The 22,495-nt window shown below is 64.9% G+C and carries 23 protein-coding genes; 15 read left to right on the top strand and 8 right to left on the bottom strand.

What is annotated here, in order from left to right; translation table 11 throughout:
• The first annotated feature begins 87 nt into the window (after positions 1 to 87).
• The gene (locus P2T60_RS02370; protein ID WP_276280957.1) at positions 88 to 681 is read left to right on the top strand and encodes a hypothetical protein; all 594 of its coding nucleotides are present in this window, start codon (positions 88 to 90) and stop codon (positions 679 to 681) included.
• 51 nt (positions 682 to 732) lie between these two features.
• On the opposite strand, the gene P2T60_RS02365 is transcribed toward P2T60_RS02370, so the two are convergent.
• Positions 733 to 1,017, bottom strand: coding sequence for a GYD domain-containing protein (locus tag P2T60_RS02365; RefSeq protein WP_276280956.1), 285 nt, complete (start codon positions 1,015 to 1,017; stop codon positions 733 to 735).
• A gap of 138 nt (positions 1,018 to 1,155) precedes the next feature.
• On the opposite strand from P2T60_RS02365, the gene pyk reads away from it, so the two are divergent.
• From pyk to P2T60_RS02325, 8 genes are all read left to right on the top strand, one after another.
• Complete coding sequence (gene pyk, locus P2T60_RS02360) at positions 1,156 to 2,919, top strand: pyruvate kinase (RefSeq protein ID WP_276280955.1); 1,764 nt, start codon at positions 1,156 to 1,158, stop codon at positions 2,917 to 2,919.
• A gap of 415 nt (positions 2,920 to 3,334) precedes the next feature.
• The gene (locus tag P2T60_RS02355) at positions 3,335 to 3,505 is read left to right on the top strand and encodes a DUF7312 domain-containing protein (RefSeq protein ID WP_276280954.1); all 171 of its coding nucleotides are present in this window, start codon (positions 3,335 to 3,337) and stop codon (positions 3,503 to 3,505) included.
• Between the two features lie 224 nt (positions 3,506 to 3,729).
• Positions 3,730 to 4,287: an NfeD family protein gene (locus tag P2T60_RS02350; protein ID WP_276280953.1), complete on the top strand. Its 558-nt coding sequence runs from the start codon at positions 3,730 to 3,732 to the stop codon at positions 4,285 to 4,287.
• A gap of 67 nt (positions 4,288 to 4,354) precedes the next feature.
• Entirely contained in the window at positions 4,355 to 5,512 is a 1,158-nt protein-coding gene (locus tag P2T60_RS02345) for an SPFH domain-containing protein (protein ID WP_276280952.1), read from the top strand.
• A gap of 143 nt (positions 5,513 to 5,655) precedes the next feature.
• Positions 5,656 to 5,793, top strand: coding sequence for a hypothetical protein (locus P2T60_RS02340; RefSeq protein ID WP_276280951.1), 138 nt, complete (start codon positions 5,656 to 5,658; stop codon positions 5,791 to 5,793).
• Entirely contained in the window at positions 5,786 to 5,968 is a 183-nt protein-coding gene (locus tag P2T60_RS02335) for a hypothetical protein (RefSeq protein WP_276280950.1), read from the top strand. The genes P2T60_RS02340 and P2T60_RS02335 overlap by 8 nt, the downstream gene beginning before the upstream one ends.
• A gap of 104 nt (positions 5,969 to 6,072) precedes the next feature.
• The gene (locus P2T60_RS02330; RefSeq protein WP_276280949.1) at positions 6,073 to 6,681 is read left to right on the top strand and encodes a winged helix-turn-helix transcriptional regulator; all 609 of its coding nucleotides are present in this window, start codon (positions 6,073 to 6,075) and stop codon (positions 6,679 to 6,681) included.
• 30 nt (positions 6,682 to 6,711) lie between these two features.
• On the top strand, positions 6,712 to 7,590 hold the full coding sequence (locus P2T60_RS02325; protein ID WP_276280948.1) for an NAD-dependent epimerase/dehydratase family protein: 879 nt from the start codon (positions 6,712 to 6,714) through the stop codon (positions 7,588 to 7,590).
• 537 nt (positions 7,591 to 8,127) lie between these two features.
• On the opposite strand, the gene P2T60_RS02320 is transcribed toward P2T60_RS02325, so the two are convergent.
• Complete coding sequence (locus P2T60_RS02320) at positions 8,128 to 8,370, bottom strand: DUF7123 family protein (protein ID WP_276280947.1); 243 nt, start codon at positions 8,368 to 8,370, stop codon at positions 8,128 to 8,130.
• A gap of 394 nt (positions 8,371 to 8,764) precedes the next feature.
• On the opposite strand from P2T60_RS02320, the gene P2T60_RS02315 reads away from it, so the two are divergent.
• Positions 8,765 to 10,600, top strand: a complete 1,836-nt coding sequence (locus tag P2T60_RS02315; RefSeq protein WP_276280946.1) for a flippase-like domain-containing protein — start codon at positions 8,765 to 8,767, stop codon at positions 10,598 to 10,600.
• Between the two features lie 18 nt (positions 10,601 to 10,618).
• On the opposite strand, the gene yjjX is transcribed toward P2T60_RS02315, so the two are convergent.
• On the bottom strand, positions 10,619 to 11,176 hold the full coding sequence (gene yjjX, locus P2T60_RS02310) for an inosine/xanthosine triphosphatase (RefSeq protein WP_276280945.1): 558 nt from the start codon (positions 11,174 to 11,176) through the stop codon (positions 10,619 to 10,621).
• A gap of 356 nt (positions 11,177 to 11,532) precedes the next feature.
• On the bottom strand, positions 11,533 to 12,297 hold the full coding sequence (locus P2T60_RS02305) for a cobalamin-binding protein (RefSeq protein ID WP_276280944.1): 765 nt from the start codon (positions 12,295 to 12,297) through the stop codon (positions 11,533 to 11,535).
• A gap of 261 nt (positions 12,298 to 12,558) precedes the next feature.
• Between P2T60_RS02305 and P2T60_RS02300 the strand changes: the two genes are divergently transcribed.
• Both P2T60_RS02300 and P2T60_RS02295 read left to right on the top strand, forming a co-directional pair.
• Entirely contained in the window at positions 12,559 to 13,524 is a 966-nt protein-coding gene (locus tag P2T60_RS02300) for a transcription initiation factor IIB (protein WP_276280943.1), read from the top strand.
• Between the two features lie 107 nt (positions 13,525 to 13,631).
• Positions 13,632 to 14,660 carry a DNA-methyltransferase gene (locus P2T60_RS02295; protein WP_276280942.1) on the top strand — a complete coding sequence of 343 codons (1,029 nt, stop codon included), beginning with the start codon at positions 13,632 to 13,634 and terminating at the stop codon, positions 14,658 to 14,660.
• A 343-nt stretch (positions 14,661 to 15,003) separates the two neighbouring features.
• Here P2T60_RS02295 and P2T60_RS02290 read toward each other — a convergent pair whose 3' ends face one another.
• Positions 15,004 to 15,285, bottom strand: a complete 282-nt coding sequence (locus P2T60_RS02290; RefSeq protein ID WP_276280941.1) for a hypothetical protein — start codon at positions 15,283 to 15,285, stop codon at positions 15,004 to 15,006.
• A gap of 145 nt (positions 15,286 to 15,430) precedes the next feature.
• Between P2T60_RS02290 and P2T60_RS02285 the strand changes: the two genes are divergently transcribed.
• From P2T60_RS02285 to P2T60_RS02275, 3 genes are all read left to right on the top strand, one after another.
• The gene (locus tag P2T60_RS02285) at positions 15,431 to 16,102 is read left to right on the top strand and encodes a type I 3-dehydroquinate dehydratase (protein ID WP_276280940.1); all 672 of its coding nucleotides are present in this window, start codon (positions 15,431 to 15,433) and stop codon (positions 16,100 to 16,102) included.
• A 151-nt stretch (positions 16,103 to 16,253) separates the two neighbouring features.
• Positions 16,254 to 16,625 (top strand): hypothetical protein, encoded by a 372-nt coding sequence (locus tag P2T60_RS02280; RefSeq protein ID WP_276280939.1) that lies wholly within the window; start codon positions 16,254 to 16,256, stop codon positions 16,623 to 16,625.
• Positions 16,626 to 16,805: 180 nt separating this feature from the next.
• A complete protein-coding gene (locus P2T60_RS02275) occupies positions 16,806 to 17,258 on the top strand; it encodes a zinc ribbon domain-containing protein (protein WP_276280938.1) in 453 nt (150 codons plus the stop codon).
• On the opposite strand, the gene P2T60_RS02270 is transcribed toward P2T60_RS02275, so the two are convergent.
• The 3 genes from P2T60_RS02270 to ppsA form a co-directional block, all read right to left on the bottom strand.
• Entirely contained in the window at positions 17,259 to 18,425 is a 1,167-nt protein-coding gene (locus P2T60_RS02270) for a 3-dehydroquinate synthase II (RefSeq protein WP_276280937.1), read from the bottom strand.
• 169 nt (positions 18,426 to 18,594) lie between these two features.
• Complete coding sequence (locus P2T60_RS02265; protein ID WP_276280936.1) at positions 18,595 to 19,560, bottom strand: DUF7537 family lipoprotein; 966 nt, start codon at positions 19,558 to 19,560, stop codon at positions 18,595 to 18,597.
• 174 nt (positions 19,561 to 19,734) lie between these two features.
• Positions 19,735 to 22,071, bottom strand: coding sequence for a phosphoenolpyruvate synthase (gene ppsA, locus P2T60_RS02260; RefSeq protein ID WP_276280935.1), 2,337 nt, complete (start codon positions 22,069 to 22,071; stop codon positions 19,735 to 19,737).
• Positions 22,072 to 22,495: the final 424 nt, after the last annotated feature.

Raw genomic sequence — 22,495 nt, 5'->3', positions numbered from 1 at the left:
CACTTCGAGGGATGAGATACGTTCCACTACTAGTTAGAAATATAATAGGTTAAGTAGTTCACACTTATTTTCCCGAATGCAGTCCCCATGACCCGAGAAACCTCCAACCGACGAGCATTTCTGAAGAAGGCAGCGCTTACGACGACCGTCGGCGGTGGCGTCCTCGCCAGCGCCGGTACCGCGGCCGCGGCCGACCAGAAACTCATTCTGGAAAGCAACGGCGGAAGCGGTAGCTACACGGTCTACGTCAACGACACGGGCGCGTCGGGCGTCAGCAGTACCCTCGAAAGCGGTGATGAAGTCGATAGCGGTTCCAGCAAGTCCCGAATCAGCGGCGACCTCAGCGACGGCGACCGCGACGAGTACACCTTCACCGGACAGGTGACGGCCGCCATCCTCCGCGGCGACGTGTGGCTAGAGGTCGCTAACCCCAACGGCATCAACCTCGGCGGCCGACTCGACATCGAAGGTGGCGGAGACTCCACCTACTGGGTCAAGGCGAGCCAAGACATGCGAGACGACTACAGCAACCTCGAATCCACCGACAGCGTGAGCGACGACACCTGCGACGGCACCCTCGGCTTCAGCGACACCGACAGTTACTACCTCGACGGCACCATCTACGCCATCAGCGCGAGTGCCACCGACGGGTACTCCGTCACCGTCTCGCACGACATCTAAATCCGCCGCGCCGCCCGGAATCCGGACCGTCTTTTTTCTCGTGGAACCGATTCAATGGTCGTCTACGACCTGCGCGAGTTCTTCGGTCGGGATAATCTCCATCGTCTGGGCGTCTAACCCGTGGCGCTCTAGTGCGACTCCGGCCTGATACGCCGCGTCGCGGTCGGGGGCCTCCATGATGACGAGGAAGTCGTACTCGCCGAGGATAGCGTAGGTGTGTTTCAGGTCGGCGTTCTGGCTCTCGAGGTCCGACCGGATGTCGCCCCACACCGACGTGAGTTCCTGCGCGTTCTGGAAGTCCGTGCGCACGTCAACGAGGGAGGCGTACTCTGGCATATCTATCTCTTTGGAGAGCGATGCAATAAGGGGTTGTGGCTAGTGGAACTTCCGGTCGTCGAGGGGACAACTCGGAACCGAGTGAATCCTGAAGTGCATTCACTGGGGTTTTTGGCCCGGTCGCACTTACCCGGACCCATGAGAAACGCCAAAATCGTCTGTACGCTGGGACCCGCCTCCGACTCCCGGCGCACCATCCGGGAGTTGGCCGACGCGGGGATGACAGTCGCTCGACTCAACGCGAGTCACGGGACTCGGGAGGACCGCGCCGAACTCATCGACCACGTTCGAGAAGTAGACGAGACGACTTCCGACCCCCTCGCGGTGATGGTAGACCTGCAAGGCCCGGAGATTCGGACCGCCGAGACCGACGAACCAGTTCACCTCGAAACGGGTTCGACCGTCCGGTTCGTGAGAGGCGACACCGCCACGCCCGAGGAAGTCGGTCTGAGCTACTCCATCACCAACGTCGAACCGGGCGACAAAGTGCTGTTGGACGACGGCCGCATCGAGACCACCGTCGAGGAAGTCGAAGACGGGTCGGACGGCGAGGGCGTGGTCGTCGCCCACGTCGATTCGGGGGGCGACCTGAGCAGTCGGAAGGGCGTCAACGTTCCGGGCGTGGACCTCGACTTGGACGTAGTGACCGAGAAGGACCGCCGGGACCTCGAACTCGCCGCCGAGAAGGACGCCGACTTCGTGGCCGCGAGTTTCGTCCGGAGCGCCGACGACGTGCTGGCGGTCAACCAAGTGCTGGAGGAGTTGGGCGCGGACATTCCCATCGTCGCCAAAATCGAGCGCCGCGGCGCGGTGGACAATCTGGAGGAAATCGTGGGCGCGGCCTACGGCGTGATGGTCGCGCGCGGGGACCTCGGCGTCGAGTGTCCGCTCGAAGACGTACCGATGATTCAAAAGCGCATCATCCACACCTGCCAGAACGCTGGCGTCCCGGTCATCACCGCGACCGAGATGCTAGATTCGATGGTCCACGCTCGCAGGCCCACGCGCGCGGAGGCGTCCGACGTGGCGAACGCGGTGCTGGACGGCACCGACGCCGTGATGCTGTCGGGCGAGACCGCAATCGGCGACGACCCGGTACGGGTCGTGGAGACGATGGACCGCATCGTCCGCGAAGTCGAGGAGAGCGGCGAGTACGACGAGATTCGGGAACAGCGCGTGCCCGCGGCAGAGGACGCCCGGACGGACGCGCTCGCGCGGTCGGCGCGCTACCTCGCGCGGGACATCGGCGCGTCGGCCATCGTCGCGGCCTCCGAATCCGGCTACACCGCACTCAAAATCTCGAAGTTCCGCCCGCAGGTGCCGGTCGTCGCCACCACGCCCAACGACGAGGTGCGCCGCCAGCTCGCGCTGTCGTGGGGCGTCAACGCCCAGTACACCCGCGTCGCCGAGACCATCGACACCATCATCGACGACTCGGTGCAGGCGGCACTCGACGCGGGCGTGGCCGACAGCGGCGACACCGTGGTCGTGGTCTCGGGGATGATGTCGGAACTCGACGGCACCAGCACGACCAACATGCTCAAGGTCCACGTCGCGGCCGAGACGATTGCGACCGGCCGAAGCGTCGTCCGGGGTCGAGTCGCGGGGTCGGTCGTCCGGACCGCGGACGGCGACCTCTCGGACGTGCCCCACGGGTCGATTCTGGCTATCGAACCAGACTTCGACGGCGAGTTCACGGGCGACCCCGAGAAACTCGTCGGCATCGTGGACGCACGGCCGGGGATGACTGGCTACCCCGCGATGGTCGCGCGAGAACTCGACATCCCGATGGTCAGCGGCGCACCCCTCGACCCGACCATCCGGGACGGCGACGAAGTGACCCTAGACGCCGAGCGCGGCGTGGTCTACGAGGGCGACGTGACCCACGCCGAACGGCCGTAATCGGACCTCTGAGCGTCTTTCGTCGGCTTTCGGTGCGACGACCGGGGGAGCGTGCGCTCGGTGAACCGACCACCAGTAACGCTCGGTGAACCAGTCCACGGGGTGGGATAAAGGGGCCGCCCGCTCGCGTTTACCGTGGTCGTCTCTGCGGGCACTATTCGAGCGAGCGAAGCGAGCGAGAATATCCCGCAGAGCGGCCGTCTGCGGAGCGAAGCGACGCAGGCCTCGGAAGTCGCACGCCCGCGCAACGTAGTGAGCAGGACCGTCTTCCGGCGGCGACCGGGCGGGGGCTTTCTGGGCGTTCACGGTCCCGACTCCCTCGGTCACTGACGGTAGTAGTCCACAGCGAATCGACGTGAACGCGCCGGAGTCTCCGTAGCCAATCCTTTTGCCGGTGGGGTACGTACCCACGGCCATGTCGGACTGGAAGTACGACACCGACGAAGTTGGCGAAGACGGCTACGAACCCCGAGAACCGGACCCGCTGGAACCGGGGTCGCCGACGGCCGAGAACGCCTTCTTCGTTGCTCTCGGCGTCGGTACGATGCTGTTCGTCTTCGCTCGAATCGTCCTGCTGGCCGGATAGTCGTTCGCGGACTCCTTGCTCGGGTCGCCGCGGTCCGGGGAGCGTCGGGTCCTCTCGCGCCGAGGGAAATAAAATTATTTCTTTGGCAATGCTTTAGATTTCTTTAGGACGTATTTTTCTGTCTCAAAGTCTCAGCGCGTCACTCGCCGTTGGGGTGTCCGAATCGGTCGGGAACCCCGCCCCGACTGCAAAACGTTAACCGGTCGGGATTCCAAGACGTAGACATGGCACCGCTGTTGGACTCGCTCCCGCTGTTGCTCCTCGTCGCGGGCATCGGGTTGGCGATAGCCGAGGCGCTGATTCCGGGCGCGCACTTCATCGTCCTCGGCGTCGCGCTCGCACTCGCGGGACTCGTCGGACTCGCGCTGGGACCGGCCGCCTCGCCGCTCGTGTTGGCGGCGCTGGTCCTCGGGTTCGGCGCGGCGTCGCTGTACGCCTACCGCGAGTTGGACCTCTACGGCGGGAAAGGCGTCGCGCGCACGCGCGACTCCGACTCGCTGAAAGGACAGACCGGCCGCGTCACCGAACGGGTCTCGCCCCACGATGGCCAAATCAAACTCCACGAGGGCGGTTTCAACCCCTACTACGCCGCGCGGAGCGTCCGCGACGAGATTCCGGAGGGGACGGAGGTCATGGTCGTGGACCCCGGCGGCGGCAACGTCGTCACCGTCGAAGCGTTGGAGGCCATCGAGGACCCCATCGACCGCGAACTACGGAAGGGCCGACAGCGCGTGGACGCCGACCCCGAGAGCGAACGGGAGACCGACACCGAAGGAGCCTGATAAAATTACGTCGTCCGGGCGACGGTGAGGGGAACGCTTAACATTCGTTCTTGCTAACACTCACACTATGTTGGTTCCACTACAGGCCGCCCCGGTGGGTGGCTTCACCGTAGTCGCTCTGCTGATTCTCGCGTTGGCAGTCATCACCATCTGGCAGTCGGTCGAAATCGTGGACGCGACCGAGAAGCGCGCGCTGACGGTGTTCGGCGAGTACCGGAAACTCCTCGAACCCGGTATCAACTTCGTACCGCCGTTCGTCAGCGCGACTCACCGCTTCGACATGCGGACCCAGACCTTGGACGTGCCCCGCCAAGAGGCCATCACCCGCGACAACTCGCCGGTGACGGCCGACGCCGTGGTCTACATCAAGGTGATGGACGCGAAGAAGGCGTTCCTCGAAGTCGAGGACTACAAGCGCGCCGTCTCGAACCTCGCCCAGACCACCCTCCGTGCGGTGCTGGGCGACATGGAACTAGACGACACGCTCAACAAGCGCCAAGAGATAAACGCGAAAATCCGCCGCGAGCTGGACGAACCCACCGACGAGTGGGGAATCCGCGTCGAGAGCGTCGAAGTCCGCGAGGTCAACCCGAGCAAGGATGTCCAGCAGGCGATGGAGCAACAGACCTCCGCGGAGCGCAAGCGCCGCGCCATGATTCTGGAAGCGCAGGGCGAGCGCCGGAGCGCCATCGAGACCGCCGAAGGTGACAAGCAGTCGAACATCATCCGAGCGCAGGGCGAGAAGCAGAGCCAGATTCTGGAAGCCCAAGGTGACGCGGTTTCGACCGTCCTGCGCGCCAAATCCGCCGAGTCGATGGGCGAACGCGCGGTCATCGACAAGGGGATGGAGACGCTCGAATCCATCGGGCAGGGCGAGTCCACGACGTTCGTCCTCCCGCAGGAACTCTCCTCGTTGGTCGGGCGCTACGGCAAGCACCTCACCGGGAGCGACGTGAAAGAAGACAACGGCGAACTCGACAGCCTCGACTTCGACGAGGAGACCCGCGAACTCATCGGTCTCGACAACATCGAGGAGATTCTGGGTCAGATAGACGAGGAAGCCGAGATGGACGTGGAAGCGATGGAAAAAGAGGCACAGGCCATCAAGGAGGGCGAAGACCCCGCCAACATCAAGAGCGCCGACGAGGTAATCGAAGAGATGGACGAGGATGCCCCCGGTGTCGAAGACGTTGAAGCCGAGATGGACGCCGAGCTAGAGAAGTGAATCGGGACCAAATTGGCTTCTTTCCCGCAGAATATTCACTCTGAAACCGATATATCGACGTATTTTTAAAAAGATATTACTCGGCGTCGGGAGTGGCGACGAGTAGTGCGGCGAGTCCGACGTGACCGCCGCGCCGACGTACTATGGCACGCGAGAACGCAATCGAGGAACCGAACCCGACGAGTAGCAACACGGAGTCGAGTGCCGACCCGAATTCCGGCCGACACGCGAGACTCGACCGACACCCGAATCCCGACCGGCGGGAGGCCGCAGATGGGTGACTTTCGGAGAGCGGTCGAAGACGCGCTCTCCGGTCCCGACGCCGAGAGTATCTACGAGTGCGCCCACTGCGGCGTGGGTCACGACGACTGGGCCGAGGACTGCCGTCGCTGTGGCGGCGTCCTGACGAGAATCGTGACCGACGACCGAGACGACGACTCGCCGTCCGTCCCCTGACCGGCGCGAGAGACCCTCTGGGACCCGGCGCTGACTTCTCACCCATGCGACCGACTCGCAAGCCGAAGGTGTTTTAATCCTCGGTCACGACCCTTTGCTTGTAGATGGTTGAGCGCTCCGAAGTGGATGAAAATAAGCGGGCTACCCTCCGCCGGTTCGCGGTCTTGGGGGCCGCGACTCCGCTCGCCAAGTTCGGCGGCGACGACGGCGGCGAGAGCGAGGCCCGAGACGCCATCGCGGGCTACGTCGCTACCACGCCGGGCGCGCACTTCTCGAAAATCCGCGACGACCTCAAACTGGGAACCGGGGAAGCACAGCACCACCTCCGACAGTTACTCGAAGCGAAGGTGGTCGAAAGCCGCCGCGACGGAGATTACCGTCGATTCTACCCGGCCGAGCAGTTCTCCCCGTTCGAGCAAGTCGCGCTGGGCTACCTCCGCAGGGACACGCCCCGCGGGATGCTCATCGAGTTACTGCGCGACCCCGACGCCACCGGCAGTGACCTCGCGGAGGCCCTAGACGTGTCGAGACCGACCGTAAGCAAGTACGCCGCTGGCCTCGAAGAGGCGGGCCTGCTGGACCGCGAGGACGGCTACGCGGTCCGGGAACCCGAGACCGTCATCACCTTGCTCGTCCGGTACGCCGACTCGTTCGGCGAGAGCGCCGCGACGTTCGCCGCACAAGCCGACGGTTTCATCTCGTTCGACCCGTAGCTTTTCGGTCGCCCGCGATTCGTCTTTTTCATGGACACTGTCGCAGTCACCGGCGGAAACGGCGAGCTAGGCACTGCTCTGCTCGCGGAACTCCGCGAGCGCGGCTATCGAACCGTCAACCTGAGCAGAGGAGCGCGCCGGGAGCAAATCGCCGACGGGTACCTCCGGACCGACCTACTCGACCCCGGTGAGGTGTACGGGTCGCTGGCCCGCGCCGACCCCGACGCCGTGGCCCACTTCGGGACGATTCCTCGCCCCGACCGGACCCCCGGCCACGTCACCTTCCGGAGCAACGCCCAGACGCCCTACCACGTACTGGAGGCCGCCCAAGCCCTCGACATCGACACGGTGGTACTCGCGTCTAGCCTCTCGGCGATGGGCGCGGGATTCGAAGACGACGTGGACGTGCGCTACCTCCCGGTGGACGAGAACCACCCGCTGACGCCCTCGAACCCCTACGGTCTCGGCAAGCAAGTCGCCGAAGTCGTCGCCGACGGGTTCGGTCGGCGCGCGGGCGCGCCGACAACCGTGGCTTCGCTCCGGTTTCCGCTCGTCGCGGACGAGGCGGAACTCCGAACCGTCTTCGCCGACGCCGACCGCACGCCGTCCGGCGTGCGGTCGGCGGGATTCTTCGAGAAGGCGCGAAAGACCCTGTTCGCGTATCTCTCGCTCGACGACGCGGCGGCCCTCGCCGTCCGAGCGCTGGAAGCCGACTTCGCGGGCCACGAGGTGTTTTTCGGTGCCGCCAGCGACACCACCGTGGACGCGCCGAGTTCGGAACTGGCCGCGCTCTACGACGCCGAAATTCGGGACTCGTTCGAGGACCGCGAGAGTCTCGTCGGGACGCGGAAGGCCCGCCAGCGATTGGGGTGGTCGCCCGAAGTGTCGTGGCGCGATTTCGACCGGTGAGGGTTATTTTTAATTCCCTTAGCAATGATTTTCCTTGTCTAGGGTTGGTTCGTATTGTCACACACGCTCGAACCGCTCTTCGCTACAGCAACCGGCCGGAACGCGCTACCAGCGCGTTCCGGCCGTCCGAGTCACCGAGCGCAGACGCTCAATCCCAAACCCTTATATTTTTAATTATATCTCGTCCAGTAAAATTTATTAGTACAGACAACTATAGGGCGAAATGGAGGTGACACTCATGGAACTTTCGGACCTTACCGAAGAACAGTACGGTGAAGGCGACTTCATCCCGTGCATTTGCTTCGTTGACGAGTAAAGCACTCTCACTGACTGATTTTTTTGAGAACCGCGTGTCTGTCGTAGTGTCGTACGTTCGCAGACGGTAGCGCAAAGTGGCGTAACGAACTACCCGGCGAGAATCTGAACGAGCGACCGACTAGTGGAAAGCGGGGACGGTGGCGGACGACGACGGCGACAGGCGGGAACCCCCTCCCGAGACACGTGCCAGCAGTGCCACCTCGGCGAATCGCGCCCGGATTAGGTCGTGACTTTCCACGTCGTGGACGAGGAGTAACCCCACTTCTCCACGTCAACGTCGAACTCGCCTTCGGCGATAGCGGTCATGTTCGCACCGACTTCCTTGGCGGTCATGCCGAGTTCCTCGCCGATGAGACGCGACTTGAAGTAGGTCTTCATCTGTCCCTTCTCGCGGAGGAACTGGAGGATGCGCTGTTGTTTGTCGGTGAGGGTGGTCGTGCCAGCAGTTGCGGTCGTGCTCATGACGTACTTCACGCTTAGACGGAAACCGCCTTAGTGGATTTGGTACGTGGAGTTAACACGCCGCAGTCTTGCGATTTCATCCTCTTTCCGGTTGAACTAAACCACCCCCGAGGGGTCTGTTGGTACGGCTGGTTAATCCGACGTTGCGCTCGAAACGCTCCGACCGGTCGGCCCGTTCGCGCCGCGCTCTCGATAGCGACGATTTCGGGAGAGTTGCGGCGACTTATCCGGCAGGTAACGTCTGATTACGGGACGTAACGAGCCAAAATTCGGTTTCACGAGACTGTTTCTCCGGTGAACTCGCGTGAACGGGTTTCCAAGGCAGAGCCTAAGTCGCCACGTCGCTGGAACGGAGCAGAAGGTACTTAGGCGGGCGGAAAGACTCTCTTGGATAATGAGCGGTCGTGCAGTCGAGGTGAGCGTCGTCCTCCCCGCTTACAACGAGGAGGCGACCATCGAGAACACGGTGGAGACGACGCTCGCAACGCTAGACGAGTTTCTCCCCGACGGAACCTTCGAGGTCATCGTCGCCGAGGACGGGTGTGAGGACCGCACGCCCGAAATCGCCGACCGGATGGCCGCCGAAGACGAGCGGGTCCGCCACTACCACAGCGACGAGCGGTTGGGTCGAGGAGGGGCGCTGAATCACGCGTTCGAGGCGGCCGACGGCGAGACGCTGGTCTACTTCGACACGGACCTCGCCACCGACATGCGCCACCTCGAGGAACTGGTCGAGAGCGTCCGGTCGGGCGAGTACGACTTCGCCACTGGGTCGCGCTGGATGCCCGGCGACGAGGCAGACCGGCCAGCGAAACGCGACGTAGCCAGCAGGGGCTTCAACGGTCTGACCAGAACCTTCCTCGGGTCCGAGATGCGCGACCACCAGTGCGGGTTCAAGGCGTTCGACCGGACCGCGCTGTTCGACGTACTCGACGACGTGGAGGACGAACACTGGTTCTGGGACACCGAGGTTCTCGTGCGCGCACAGCGGCGGGGCTACGACATCAAGGAGTTCGCGGTGGACTGGACCCCGAAAGGCGACTCGAAAGTGGACATCGTTCGGGACGTGTTCGGGATGGGGAGCCAAATCATGCGGTGTTGGTGGGAGTTCAGCGTCCAACCCCGCATCACCAAGCGCGTCTCTATCACGGCCGGTATCATCCTGACGATAGTCGCCGTCCTCCTGATGGGGAAGTACCTCCCGATGGGCGAAGTCCTCGAACAGATGAGCCGTGCCGACCCCATGCTGGTGGGTCTCGCCGCGCTGGTCTACGTACTGTCGTGGCCCCTCCGCGGAACCCGGTACAAGGACATCCTCGAAGAACTCGGCTACACCGAGGACGCGGGCTTCCTGACGGGAGCAATCTTCGTGAGTCAGACGGGCAACCTCGTCTTCCCGGCCCGCGCGGGCGACGCGGTGCGCGCCTACGTTGTGAAGGCCCGGCGGTCGATTCCGTATCCGACCGGGTTCGCCTCGTTAGCGGTCGAGCGCGTTTTCGACCTCTTGACAATCACGATGCTCGCGGGCGTGGTTCTCGTCGGACTCGCGGTGACCGGCACGACGGGCGGACTCGAATCGACGCTACTGGGGTCGGGTCCCACCGACGGCGGCGTCGGGAGTAGCGGCCAGACTGCGGTGTACGTCGCGGGCGGCGTCGGTCTCGCCGCCATCCTCGCGGTCGCGGTCATCGTCGCCAGCGCGCGGTCGGACCGCAACCTCGTCCGCGGGGCCGTCTCCAAACTCAGTAACGACTCGTACGCCGACTACGTGGCTGGCGTCATCGAGCGATTCACCGGCGACGTGCAGACCGTCGCGGGCAATCGGAGCGCGTTCGCCACGGTCGGCACGAGCAGTCTCGCCATCTGGTCGCTCGACGTGGTGACGGCGATGCTCGTGCTGGTCGCCTTCCCGAACGTCTCGCTCTCGCTCCCGATGCTCGTGGCGGTGTGTTTCTTCGCGGTCAGCGTGGGCAACCTCGCCAAGGTCCTGCCGCTGTCGCCCGGCGGCGTCGGTCTCTACGAGGGCGCGTTCACCCTGCTCGTGGTCGCACTGACGCCGCTATCGCCCGCCATCGCGCTCGGCGCGGCCATCCTCGATCACGCCGTGAAGAACGTCGTCACGCTTGTCGGCGGCGTGGCCTCGATGTTCGTGTTGAACGTCTCACTGACGACTGCCGTCGAAGAGAGCAAGGACGCCCGGACCGCGGCGGACCCGGCGACCGACGACTGACCGGTTTCGGATTCGGCGTTACTCGTACAACTCCGTCACGAAGGGACCGATTGCCCCGGCGACTGCCTGTCGGAGCGCCCCCTCCCGGTCGATGGCGTGGCCGGTCAGCGCGCCCGCCGCGCCCCGTTTCTCGGCGACGTTCTCCGTCCCCAACACGTCGTCCATCACGGGTCCTAGCTCCTCGCCGTCCCGGACTCGGGACGCGATGGTCTCGGGGAGTCGCAGGCGAGGGCCAGCGCCGCGGCCGACTCGCTCGCCGTCGGTGGCCGCCGCCCACATCACGAGGAAGAGACCCTCTGCGCCCTCGACTTGGGCGACCCCGCCCTCCAAGCCGATTCCGAGGTCGTAGTCGCCCGCCGCGAGGACGTTCCGGGCGCGGTTCTGCGCGCCTTCGAGAGTCTCGCGCTCGCCGAAGGGTTGTTCGCTCACGCCCGATTCGACCGCAACCGGTTCGACCGCCGCGTCCGCGACTGATTCGGCCGAGGACTTCGTGGCTGAGGCGTCCGCGACGGCCGCAAACGCCGCTTCGGTCGCGTCTCGTTTCACCGGGTTGGTACTGCCGACGCCGACTCGCATGGCCGTGTGGAGTCGTCCGGCCGACTTGGGGGTTGCGCTCTCTCGGTCGGTTCTCGTCGGGTGGAGTCCTCGAAAAGCTTCGCTTCGTACAGTCATCGCGTCCGTGGGAATCGCCGTGACGAAGGCCCAGAAAGCCCCCGCCCGGTCGCCGCCGGAAGACGGTCCTGCTCACTACGTTGCGCGGGCGTGCGACTTCCGAGGCCTGCGTCGCTTCGCTCCGCAGACGGCCGCTCTGCGGGATATTCTCGCTCGCTTCGCTCGCTCGAATAGTGCCCGCAGAGACGACCACGGTAAACGCGAGCGGGCGGCCCCTTTATCCCACCCCGGCGGTTGGTTGGCCGGGTGCGTCCTGTCGGTTACGAGTCGAAGGCGTCGGGGTGGAACGTCCGGGCGAGCGTCTCGACGCCCTCCACGAGTCGGGGACTCGGTTGGTTCAGAAGCGAGTCGTCGAGGACGTGGACGTTCTCGCGGGCGAGCGCCGGAACGTCCCACCCCCGGTCGAGAACCGCGTCGGGGTCGGCGCAAGACCCGTGGCCGCAGACGTGGACGACCACGTGGTCGGGGTCGGCGGTTTCGACTTCCGTGGCCGAGACCTCCCGCGAGCGTTCGCCGGGGGCCGCGAAGGGGTAGCGCCCGCCCGCGACTGCGACCGCTTCGGGCACCCAGTTGCCCGCGGCCATCGGCGGGTCCGACCACTCCTCGCAGTAGACGACCGGTCGGTCGGCGTCGGCACCGGGCGTGAGACGCCGAACGCGGTCGAGTCGGTCCTCGGCGCACCGAGCGAGCGCCGCGCCCTCGTCGGGGAGTCCCAACGCGGCACCGAGGTCGGAGAACGACGCGACCACCTCGTCTAAGGTCGTCGGAGCGGCGTGGAACACCTCGTAACCGCGCTCTCGCAGGTCGGCCGCGATGTCGGCCTGCAAGTCGTCGGCGGTCAGAACGAGGTCCGGGTCGCAGTCGGCGACCGCCTCGTAGTCGGGGTTGAGCCACCCGCCGACCGGCGGAGCGTCCGCCTCGCAGTGGTAGGTCACGCCGACGAGACGGTCGGTCGCGTCGAGTCTCCGCAAGGTTGCGGTCGCGCTTGGGGCCAACGAGACGACTCGCTCGGTGTGGGCTACCATCGACCGGGAGTTAGAAGCCCCGTCGGTTAAATCGACCGCCCGGCCGATTCGACCTACCATAAGGGTCTGCGAAATTTTGCCGCCGGTGAGCTAGACCGGCGTTTCGAGGGGGTATGACACCCGTTCACGAGGCCCGCAGGAATGAGTTCCGAAAATACTAAATACCTTTCGGAACAACGCAAGGTCAAGGAACTGAGTCCGGGGTTTTCCAGGTTTTCCCTGCCCGGTAGCCCACGCCATCTCCGTCAACGAGGAGTCAACATGTCAGATGTAACCACGCGAGTCAAGCGAACCGAAGAGGAAGAAGTCGAACAAGAATCCGAGCAGTCCACCGCCTGTCCCGAGTGCGGCGGCAATCTCATCTCCGACACCGAACACGGCGAGACCGTCTGCGAGGAGTGCGGTCTGGTCGTGGACGAGGACCAAGTGGACCGCGGCCCCGAGTGGCGCGCGTTCGACTCGAAAGAGAAAAACGAGAAGTCCCGCGTCGGCGCGCCGACGACGAACACGATGCACGACAAGGGTCTCTCGACCAACATCGACTGGCGAAACAAGGACGCCTACGGTAACTCGTTGGGGTCGCGCCAGCGCGAGAAGATGCAACGCCTGCGCAAGTGGAACGAGCGGTTCCGCACGCGGGACTCCAAAGAGCGCAATCTCAAGCAGGCGCTCGGCGAAATCGACCGCATGGCCTCCGCGCTCGGTCTGCCGAACAACGTCCGAGAGACCGCTTCGGTCATCTACCGGCGGGCGCTCGACGAGGACCTCCTGCCGGGTCGGTCCATCGAGGGCGTCTCGACGGCCTGCGTCTACGCCGCCGCGCGGCAGGCGGGCGTCCCGCGCAGTTTGGACGAAATCGCTGACGTGAGTCGAGTCGAGAAGAGCGAAGTCGCCCGGACCTACCGCTACGTGGTCCGTGAGTTGAATCTGGAGGTCAAGCCCGCCGACCCCGAGAGCTACGTCCCGCGGTTCGCCTCGGGTCTGGACCTCTCGGACGAGGCCGAACACCGCGCCCGCGAACTCCTCCAGACCGCCAAGGAGAAGGGCGTCCACAGCGGGAAGTCGCCGGTGGGTCTCGCGGCCGCCGCCGTCTACGCCGCCGCGCTTCTGACCAACGAGAAGACCACGCAGGCCGAAGTCAGCGAAGTCGCCGACATCAGCGAGGTCACGATTCGCAACCGCTACCACGAACTGCTGGAGGCCGAGGAAGCCCCGGCGATGGCCTGAGTCCGGCACGAGACCCGCGCTCGCTCGTTTTGCGCGTCGTGGAAAGTTACTGATTGTTCAAAACCGAAAGAGAGTTTTGTCACCCCAGAGACGGGGTTACAGAGCGGATGGAGACCGAACATCGGATTCACGTCGGCGACGCACGCGACATGGCTTCGCTCGGTGACGACTCCGTCGAACTCGTCGTCACCTCACCGCCGTACCCCATGATAGAGATGTGGGACGACCTGTTCGCGGAGTTAGACCCCGAGGTCGAAGACCTGCTGGCCGACGGCGACGGCGAGGCCGCGTTCGAGGCGATGCACGCCGCACTCGACCCCGTGTGGGACGAACTATCGCGGGTCCTCGTGGAGGGCGGCGTGGCCGCCGTCAACGTCGGCGACGCCACCCGGAGCGTCGGCGACGGGTTCCAACTCTACCCGAACCACGCCGAACTCATCACCCGACTCCGACAGCGAGGGTTCGACCTCCTACCCGACGTGTTGTGGCGCAAACCTGTCAATCGACTCACTAAGTTCATGGGTTCGGGGATGGTGCCGCCCAACGCCTACGCGACCCTCGAACACGAGTACGTCCTCCTCTTTCGCAACGGCGGCGAGTCGCGGTCGTTCGAGACCGGCGCGGAGCGACGCTACGAGGCGGCGTACTTCTGGGAGGAGCGAAACGACTGGTTCTCGGACCTCTGGACCGACGTGCAGGGCGAGGGCCAAAAACTCGACCACGACGACCTTCGAACCCGGTCGGCGGCGTTCCCCTTCGAGGTGCCGTACCGACTCGTCAACATGTATTCGGTGTACGGCGACACGGTGTTAGACCCCTTCTGGGGCACCGGCACCACGACGCTGGCGGCGATGGTCGCCGGGCGAAACTCGGTGGGGTACGAACTCAGCACGGAGTTCCGCGAGGTGTTCGACGACCGACTCGCGGAAGTCGGCGCGTTCGCCGAGGAGAAGAACCGCCAGCGACTCGACGCCCACCGGGAGTTCGCCGCGGGTCAGCAACTCGGTTACGAGTCCGAGAACTACGACTTCCAAGTCAAGACCAAGCAGGAACGCCAGTTGCAGTTGTACACGGTGGCCGACTACCGACGCGAGGGCGACCACTACGTGGTCACTCACGAGAAGTTCGACGGGTGAGAGAAATATTTCTGTTTCTCAAAGCCGCATATTTCTATTTTAGAGATATATTTTCAGTTCCGAGACGGCGCGCGAGGTCGTCGGGAACGGAGCGACCGACGGCTCGTCACAAACGAAGCGACGTGACGGTGGACGACCGAACGAGCGCCGAAGGCGCGAGCGAGGGAGTCGGTTGGGTGGCGTGAGGCCGTCGCAGTGCTGTGCGGTCTGATTGGCGTCGGCAGTAGCCGACTTCTCGCAGGTTTCCGTCCCGTTTCGGTCGGCGTCGCCAGCGTGTCGCTTCGATTACGTTCGGCCAGTCCGGTTCGGCTATCGGGCACGGGACCGAGTTACGAAACCGACGCTATACGCCGTCTACGGCTTCTCTCCCTGCCGCCGTCAGATACCACGGGTTCCCGCGACCGTCCACGTCGGCTAATCCTTCGTCTTTGAGTTCGTGCAGTAGTTTCTGAACCCGCTCGCGTTCGTCGTTGTAGTAGTTGTCCCCGTAGTCCGGCGAGTGCGTGAACTGCGTGTCTTCGTCGTCAACCAGCGTCTGGTGAACGTCTCGGAGTTCCGGTTCTCGTCCGTCTCTGACCGCCGCGAGGACGGCTAACTGTTCGTCGCTCAACTCGTCTGCCGTCATTTCGGAATCACCGACGGGGAATATGGTGTCGGGGAAACAAAAATAATCCTCTTTAGACGTTTCCTTCGGGAGACGAACCGTCCGTGGAGAAACTGCGTCCCGAACAACGAACACACTTTTGCTCGCCGCACGCACACCCACACGCATGAACTTCGAGGAGTTCGTCCTCGCGGCGAGCGTCACCGACCTCGACGCCGAACCCCGCGCCCGCGAACACGCCGACGCCGTGGAGTTCCGGATGGACCTCGCCAGCGACCCGCTGGCCGCGCTCGGGGACTACGACGGCGAGTTGCCCGTCCTCGCCACCAACCGCGCGGCGTGGGAGGGCGGCGAGGCAGACGACGACGAGACGCGCCTCGCGGAACTCGCGGAGGCCGCCGAACTCGCCTGCGTCGGCGCGGTGGACGTGGAACTGCAGTCGCTGACGGAGGGCGAGGGCGACCGGGTGGCCGAGCGCGCGCGCCGGGCCGGAACCACCGTCGTCGCCTCGGTCCACGACTTCGAGCGCACGCCGCCGGAGACCGACCTGCGTGGCCTGTTGGAGTCGGCTACCGACCACGCCGACGTTGGCAAACTCGCCGTCACCGCCGAGGACCGCGGCGACGTGCTGGACCTACTGGCGGTCACCCACGAGTTCGCGTCCGCGGGCGAACGCGTGGCGACGATGGCGATGGGCGAACCGGGCCGCCACTCGCGGGCGGTCGCGCCGGTCTACGGGTCGAAAATCGGCTACGCGCCGGTCGAGTCCGAGGACGCTACCGCGCCCGGCCAGTACGACCTCGAGACGCTGGCCCGACTCGTGGACGAACTCGCCTGACGGCGAGCGAGCGTGCTTAAATCCCCACCGTAAGAAGTTGTCGAGCAATCAATACGTATCCAGTGGGTTAATTTCACTAACTATTTTAATTTTATAAAAATAAGATGGAAATATTTAAATATAGAGTTGGCGTATTATTTTCATAGATAAAATGAAGCAGATAAGCGGAGCCGAGTCCGAGAACTGGTCGCTTCGAGTCGAAGACAACTTCACGCTCATCGAGTACACCGGCGACATCTCGCCCGAGGAGGGCGAGAACATCGTCGAGGAGTGGACGCCGCTCATCTCCGACGCCAACGTGGACACTCACGTCCTCGTTCTCGACGCCGACGACCACTTCGACAGCAAGACGTTCGAAACCCTCGAACAGGCGGGTCAGCTCGGACTCGACCACGGCGTAGACCGCTGGGCCATCGTCGCGCGACGGACGAAGACCATGGCTATCGGAAGCCAACTCCCCGACGAAATCGAGACCCACACCACGCAGGACCGCGAGGACGCCTTCGAGTGGGCGCGCCAGTAACCGACTGACCGACTATCGACGTTCTAGCTTCTCCGAGACGTTTCCGACGACCGAGCGCAGACGCCCCCGAATCGACGCCCGAGACCCGCGGTAGTCGCTCTCGTCGGACGCTCGACGTATTCGACCGGAGAAACGTCGCAGGGACAGCATTTATTAACGTCGGTCGGCTACCCGCCAGTAGTGACCCATACGAAATCCGAAAAGCGTCCGTGGTTGGGCGCACTACTCGCGTTCTTCCTCCCCGGACTCGGCCACGTCTACCTCAAGGAGTGGCTTCGGTCGGTGATGTGGTTCGCCTTCGCGGTCAGCGCGGTACTGCTGTTCGTCCCGCTTCCCGACGCGGCGACCACCGGCGCGACGAGCGTCGGCGCGGCGTTCGACGCCGCCCTCGAAGCGACTCGGGACCTCCCGCTGAAGGCGTTGCTCCCCATCTGGGTCGTCCGTGTGTTCAGCGCCATCGACGCCTACTGGCTGGCGCTCCAGCGCACGCCCGACGAGGAGGAAGGCGACCAGTGTCCGTCCTGCGGCAAACCCGTAGACGAGGACCTCGACTTCTGTCAGTGGTGTACGACCCCGCTTCCCGAACGCGACGGTCCGAACGGTCCGACCGAAGGCGAGGCGGTCTCGCGGTAACTACTTCTCGATGATGCTCTCTTCGACGGCTTCCCCGAAGTGGCGAGCGACGCCCTCGCGGTAGACCCGGAGTTCGTCGCCCGCCTCGAGGTCCGTGACCGCCTTCCGGCCGTCGCGGGTGGCGACCTTGATGGTCTCGGCGTTCTGGAGTAGCGTCTCCACCCGGTCGCCGTCGTCGAACTCGACTTCGACCCGGAACATCGGGCGCTTCTCTATCTTCACGCGACCGACCGTCGCCTCGCGGGTGTGGCCGTCCAAGTCTACGACCTGCACGTTGTCTCCGGACCTGAGTTCCGCGAGGTACTTGGTGCCGCCGTCGGGCGTCCGGACGTAGGCGTGGACCGCGCCCGCGTTCACCCGGAACGGCCGGGAGGCGACGTAGGGCGACTCGGCGGTCTCAGCGTGGACGAAAAACAGGCCGCGAGACATCGACCCGACCAGCATCCCCTCGTCGCGGTTCATCAGACTCCCGGTATCGACGCACACCCGGTCCGCGCTCCCGGTTCGCTCGACGCTCCGAACCTCCGCCCAGTCCAAGTCGAGCGTCTCGCGGTCGGCCTCGTCGCGCACCTCGACGGTCTGGCGAATCTCGTCGGGGTCGTCGGTGTCGAGCAACACCGCGTCGCTCCCGATTTCGAGCGTCTCGAACGCGGTCCGGGCTTCCTCGGCGGTCGTGACGCCCGCGACGAGTTCGGTCTCCTCGCCGATGCGCGCGATGAGGTTCTCCAACGGGATGATGGTCCAGTCCTCGCCGACGACGATGGTGTAGTCGGACTCCGCGGCGGCCGCCTCCGCGAACGCCTCGTAGTTCTTGCTCAGGATGCGGACGTACGCCCCGTTCGCCCGGTTGTCGTCGCGCCGGAGCGTCGAGAGATCGGCCGACCCCGAGAAGTCCGAGGGGAGGTCTACGGTGCCGTCGCCCTCGCCGTCCTTGCCGACGACGAACGCGTCGGGGTCGGCCTGCGGTTCGGTCTCGTCCATCACCTTCGCGTCGCCGTCGGTGAACGCGGCGACGTTCACGTCCCCGAGTTCGCGCACTCGTTCTACGTCTTCGGCGTCCACTAGAACCCAATCGACGCCTGCTTCGAGTCCTGCTGTGATTCGTTTCCGACGAACGTCCCAGTCGCCGACCGTGTCGTCGGCCTTGAGCCACACGGAGCGTGTCATGTTCCCACGCTTGCAGCGAGACGGCTTGAACGTGGCGGATGTGTCGAATCGTGCGACTACAAAATCGGCGTCTCGTCCGGGGCGCGAGCCGGATTCGGCCAAAAAATTTTCAAACGACGGTTCGGTTCCTCGTCGCCGACACTCGTGCGCGCAGGACTGCGCGCACGAGTCAGCGCGAATCGGCGGTGGTCGTCGCGGTGGCGGTAGTCGTCTCGGCGTCGGTCGGGGTCGCCGTCTCGTCGCCCGACGGAACCGTGGTCGTCGTCGTTCCGTTCTCGGTGGTCGGCGGAAGCGCGGCACCCACCCACATCGGACGCTCCACGGCGACCGACCCGACATCGGTCAACTCGAATTCGTAGTGAATCCGACTCCGGTCGTCGCCCTCGTAGGCCGCCGTCAGCGAGAGCGAGTGGACCCGGCCCTCCTCGTCCACGACCGCCGTCGCGTTCAGGTCGGTGAGGTTGGTCGCCTCGACCGCTTCGGTCGCTCGGAGGACCGCGACCCTCCGGCCGTCACGTCGCTCTATGCGGTCGAGTTCGAAGTCCCCGGCGGTCAGCGCGAGTTCCACGAGCCACGATTGAGTCACCTGCGAGTCGAGGTCGGCCCGCGGCAGGTGCGCCCACGTCTCGTCGGCGACGTTCCCGCCGGTTCGGTTGTACCGCCGGAGTTCGGTCCGGTCCTGCCGGTGGTACTGGACCACGACGGTCGTGTCGTTGGCCCACAGGTCGGTGGCGACTCGGGTCGTTCCCCCGGAGAGGTTCCGGACGCTATCGGAGTGGACCACCAGCGGCGACTTGCCCGCTTCGACGGTGCCGCGCTGTCTGGTCCACTGACTCGACTGGCCCACCGAGACGTTCGACCGGAACCGGAAGGCGAAACTGGAGTTGTTGAGCGCGCTTCGGTGGGCCTCGACCAGCACCGCCGAGTCCTCGACGCCCGAAGCGTTCAGTCCCGGCGGGAGCGACTCGTTCGCGGAGGCGTTCGCCGTAGTCGCGGGGGAGGAACTGGTCGTCGCTGGCGACGTAGTAGTCGCGGGTTCGGCGGTCGTCGGGGTCTCTACGGAAGTCGTCGGCGGCGTCGTCTCCTCGCTTCCGGCGCATCCGGCGACGAGAACCAACACGGCGACGGCGAGCACTGCTCGACGCGAAACCATTACCCGTCTACTGCGGGCGCGCCACCCATAAACCGGGCGTATAGTGCCGTGACGTTTTCGAGATTAGCTGTGAATTATGCGCCCTAAGCCGGGCTTACCGGGTTGCTAATCCGGCGAATCGGGAGCGAATCGAGGGTCGCCGACGAGTCGGCGACCTCAGCGCACCGAGTCCAACAGGAGTTTCTGCTCGACGCGCTTGACTTCGTGTTGCACGTCGCGTACCGCGTCGATGTTGGCCGAGATGGAACTCACGCCCTCGTTGACGAGGTGTTGAACCATCTTGGGCTTCGACCCGGCCTGTCCGCAGATGGAGGTGTCAACGTCGTGTTCGCGGCAGGTCTCGATGGTCTGGCTGATGAGTTGGAGGACCGAGGGGTGGAGTTCGTCGAACCGGTCGGCGACGTTCCCGTTGTTGCGGTCCACCGCCAGCGTGTACTGGGTCAGGTCGTTGGTGCCGAACGAGGCGAAGTCGATGCCCTGCTCGGCCATCTGCTCGACGCCGAGCGCCGAGGCGGGGGTCTCTATCATCACGCCCCACGTCCGCTTCTCGGGGTCGATTCCCGCCTCCTCCATGAGGTTGCGGGACCGAATCACGTCCTCGGCGTCGTTGACCAGCGGGAGCATGATTTCCACGTTGTCGTAGCCCATCTCGTAGAGGCGAGCGAACGCTTCGAGTTCGTGGGCGAACACCTCCGGTCGGTCGAGACTCCGCCGGATGCCCCGGTAGCCCAGCATCGGGTTGTGTTCGTCGGGTTCGTCCTCGCCGCCTTGCAACTGGCGGAACTCGTCGGTCGGCGCGTCGAGAGTCCGCACGCGGACCGGACGGGGGTAGAACTCGTCGGCGACGCCGCGGACGCCCTCCACGATTTCGTTGACGTAGGCGTCCACGCCGTGGTCGTCGAGGTACTTCGCGGGCGTCTTGTTCGTGGACAGAATCATGTGTTCCATCCGGAGCAGACCCACGCCGTCCGCACCGGTCGCCGCCGCGCGCTCGGCGGCCTCCGGGATGGAGACGTTGACCTTCACCTCGGTCGCGGTCATCGGCTTGACCGGGGCCTTCGGTCGGGCTTCCTCGATGGGTTCGCGCTCTTTTTCCGATTCGGTCTCGGGCCGACCCTCGGTGATGGTGCCCTTGTCGCCGTCGAGACTGATGCGCTGGTCGTCGGTCAGCGATGTGGTGGCGTCGGTACACCCGACGACTGCCGGGACGCCCAACTCCCGCGAGACGATGGCGGCGTGACTCGTCATCCCGCCCTCGTCGGTGGCGATGCCCGCCGCGCGCTTCATCGCGGGCACCATGTCCGGGGTCGTCATCTCGGTGACGATGATGTCGCCCTCGCTCACCTTGTCGAGTTGGTCGAGTTGGTCCACGATGCGGACCGCGCCCGAGGCGATGCCGGGACTCGCGCCCAGTCCGGAGACCAGAACGTCGTTGCCCGCTCCGGCGTCGCTTCCGGCGCTGGCGGCTTCGACCCCGCCGCTCCCGTCGGCGATACCCTCGTCGCCGTTCGCGCCCGCGGCGGCGTCGGTCTCGATTTCGCTCTCGCCGTCGTCTATCGTCGTGATGGGCCGGGACTGGAGCATGAAGACTTCTCCGTCAACGATGGCCCACTCCACGTCTTGGGGCGTGTCGTAGTGGTCCTCGACGCGTTCGCCGAGTTCCACGAGTCGGGAGATGTCGGTCTCGTCCAGCACTTGGGCCTCGCGGCGGTCGTCTTCGACCTCGCGTTCGACCGTCTCGCCGGTCTCGTCGTCTTTCTCCATCATCGTCTTCTTGTCGGCGATGGTGAGTTCCTCGACCGCGCCGGTCTCGCGGTTCACGACGTAGTTGTCGGGCGAGACCGACCCCGAGACGACCGCTTCGCCGAGACCCCACGCCGCCTCGATGATAATCTTCGACGCGCCGGTCGAAGGATGGCTGGTGAACATCACGCCGGACTTCTCGGCGTCAACCATGCGCTGGACGACGACCGCGATGTCCACCTTGTCGTGAGCGAACCCTTTCTCCTGTCGGTAGTAGATGGCGCGCTGGGTGAAAAGCGACGCCCAGCAACGCTTCACGCGGTCCACGAGGTCCTCGCGGGTGACGTTGAGGAACGTCTCCTGTTGGCCCGCGAAACTCGCGTCGGGCAGGTCCTCGGCCGTCGCGGACGACCGGACCGCGACGAACGCCTCGCCGTCTTCCAAGTCGTCGTAGGAGTCGAGAATTTCCTGTCGGATGTCCTCGGGCATCTCGGTCTCCAAGACGAGTTCCTTGGCCCGCGACTGGGCCTCGGCGAGCGCCGCGGAGTCCTCGGTGTCCACGTCCACGGCCTCGAACAGTTCCTCCGCGATGCCGGTCTCCTCGATGAACGAGCGGTAGGTGCCAGCCGAAACCACGAACCCCGACGGAACCGGCAGGCCCGCGCCCGTGAGTTCCCCCAGCGACGCGCCCTTCCCGCCGACCAGTTCGAGGTCGTCCGCGGTGATTTCGTCCAGCCAGAGTACAGCCATTGGTGCATGTGGGAGAACAGGAAGGCGAATAAAGAATGTTCCGACCGCCCCGTGCCGAGAATATTAACTCGAAAGCGGGTTTTATATTCGAATCGAAAAAATTGCCGCGACCGGAACAGGTCGCCCGGCCACGCACGCCACCGAACGCGCACGACTTCACCGACCACGGGACGCGCACCGCGAGCGCCGATGGCGCTCGCGGTGCGGGGAGGAACGGGGGCGCGGTGCGGTTGCGGTGCTGTACGGTTGACGGTGCGGTGCTGTACGGTCTCTGTTGGCTCAAGCAGTAGCTAGCGCCTCGCTACCGGTCAAAACCGCCGTGCAGTGCTGTGCGGGCGCGGTCACTAACCTACGAAGCCACCACCGTTCTCGTCCCACCCCCACGACACTTCTTCCCGTCCGAATATTTTCATCATCCGACGTA

It is taken from the genome of Halorussus caseinilyticus (genome assembly GCF_029338395.1).
GTDB lineage: Archaea > Halobacteriota > Halobacteria > Halobacteriales > Haladaptataceae > Halorussus > Halorussus caseinilyticus.
The sequence above is the reverse complement of the archived record's forward strand: the minus strand, read 5'-3'. Positions and strand labels throughout refer to the sequence as shown.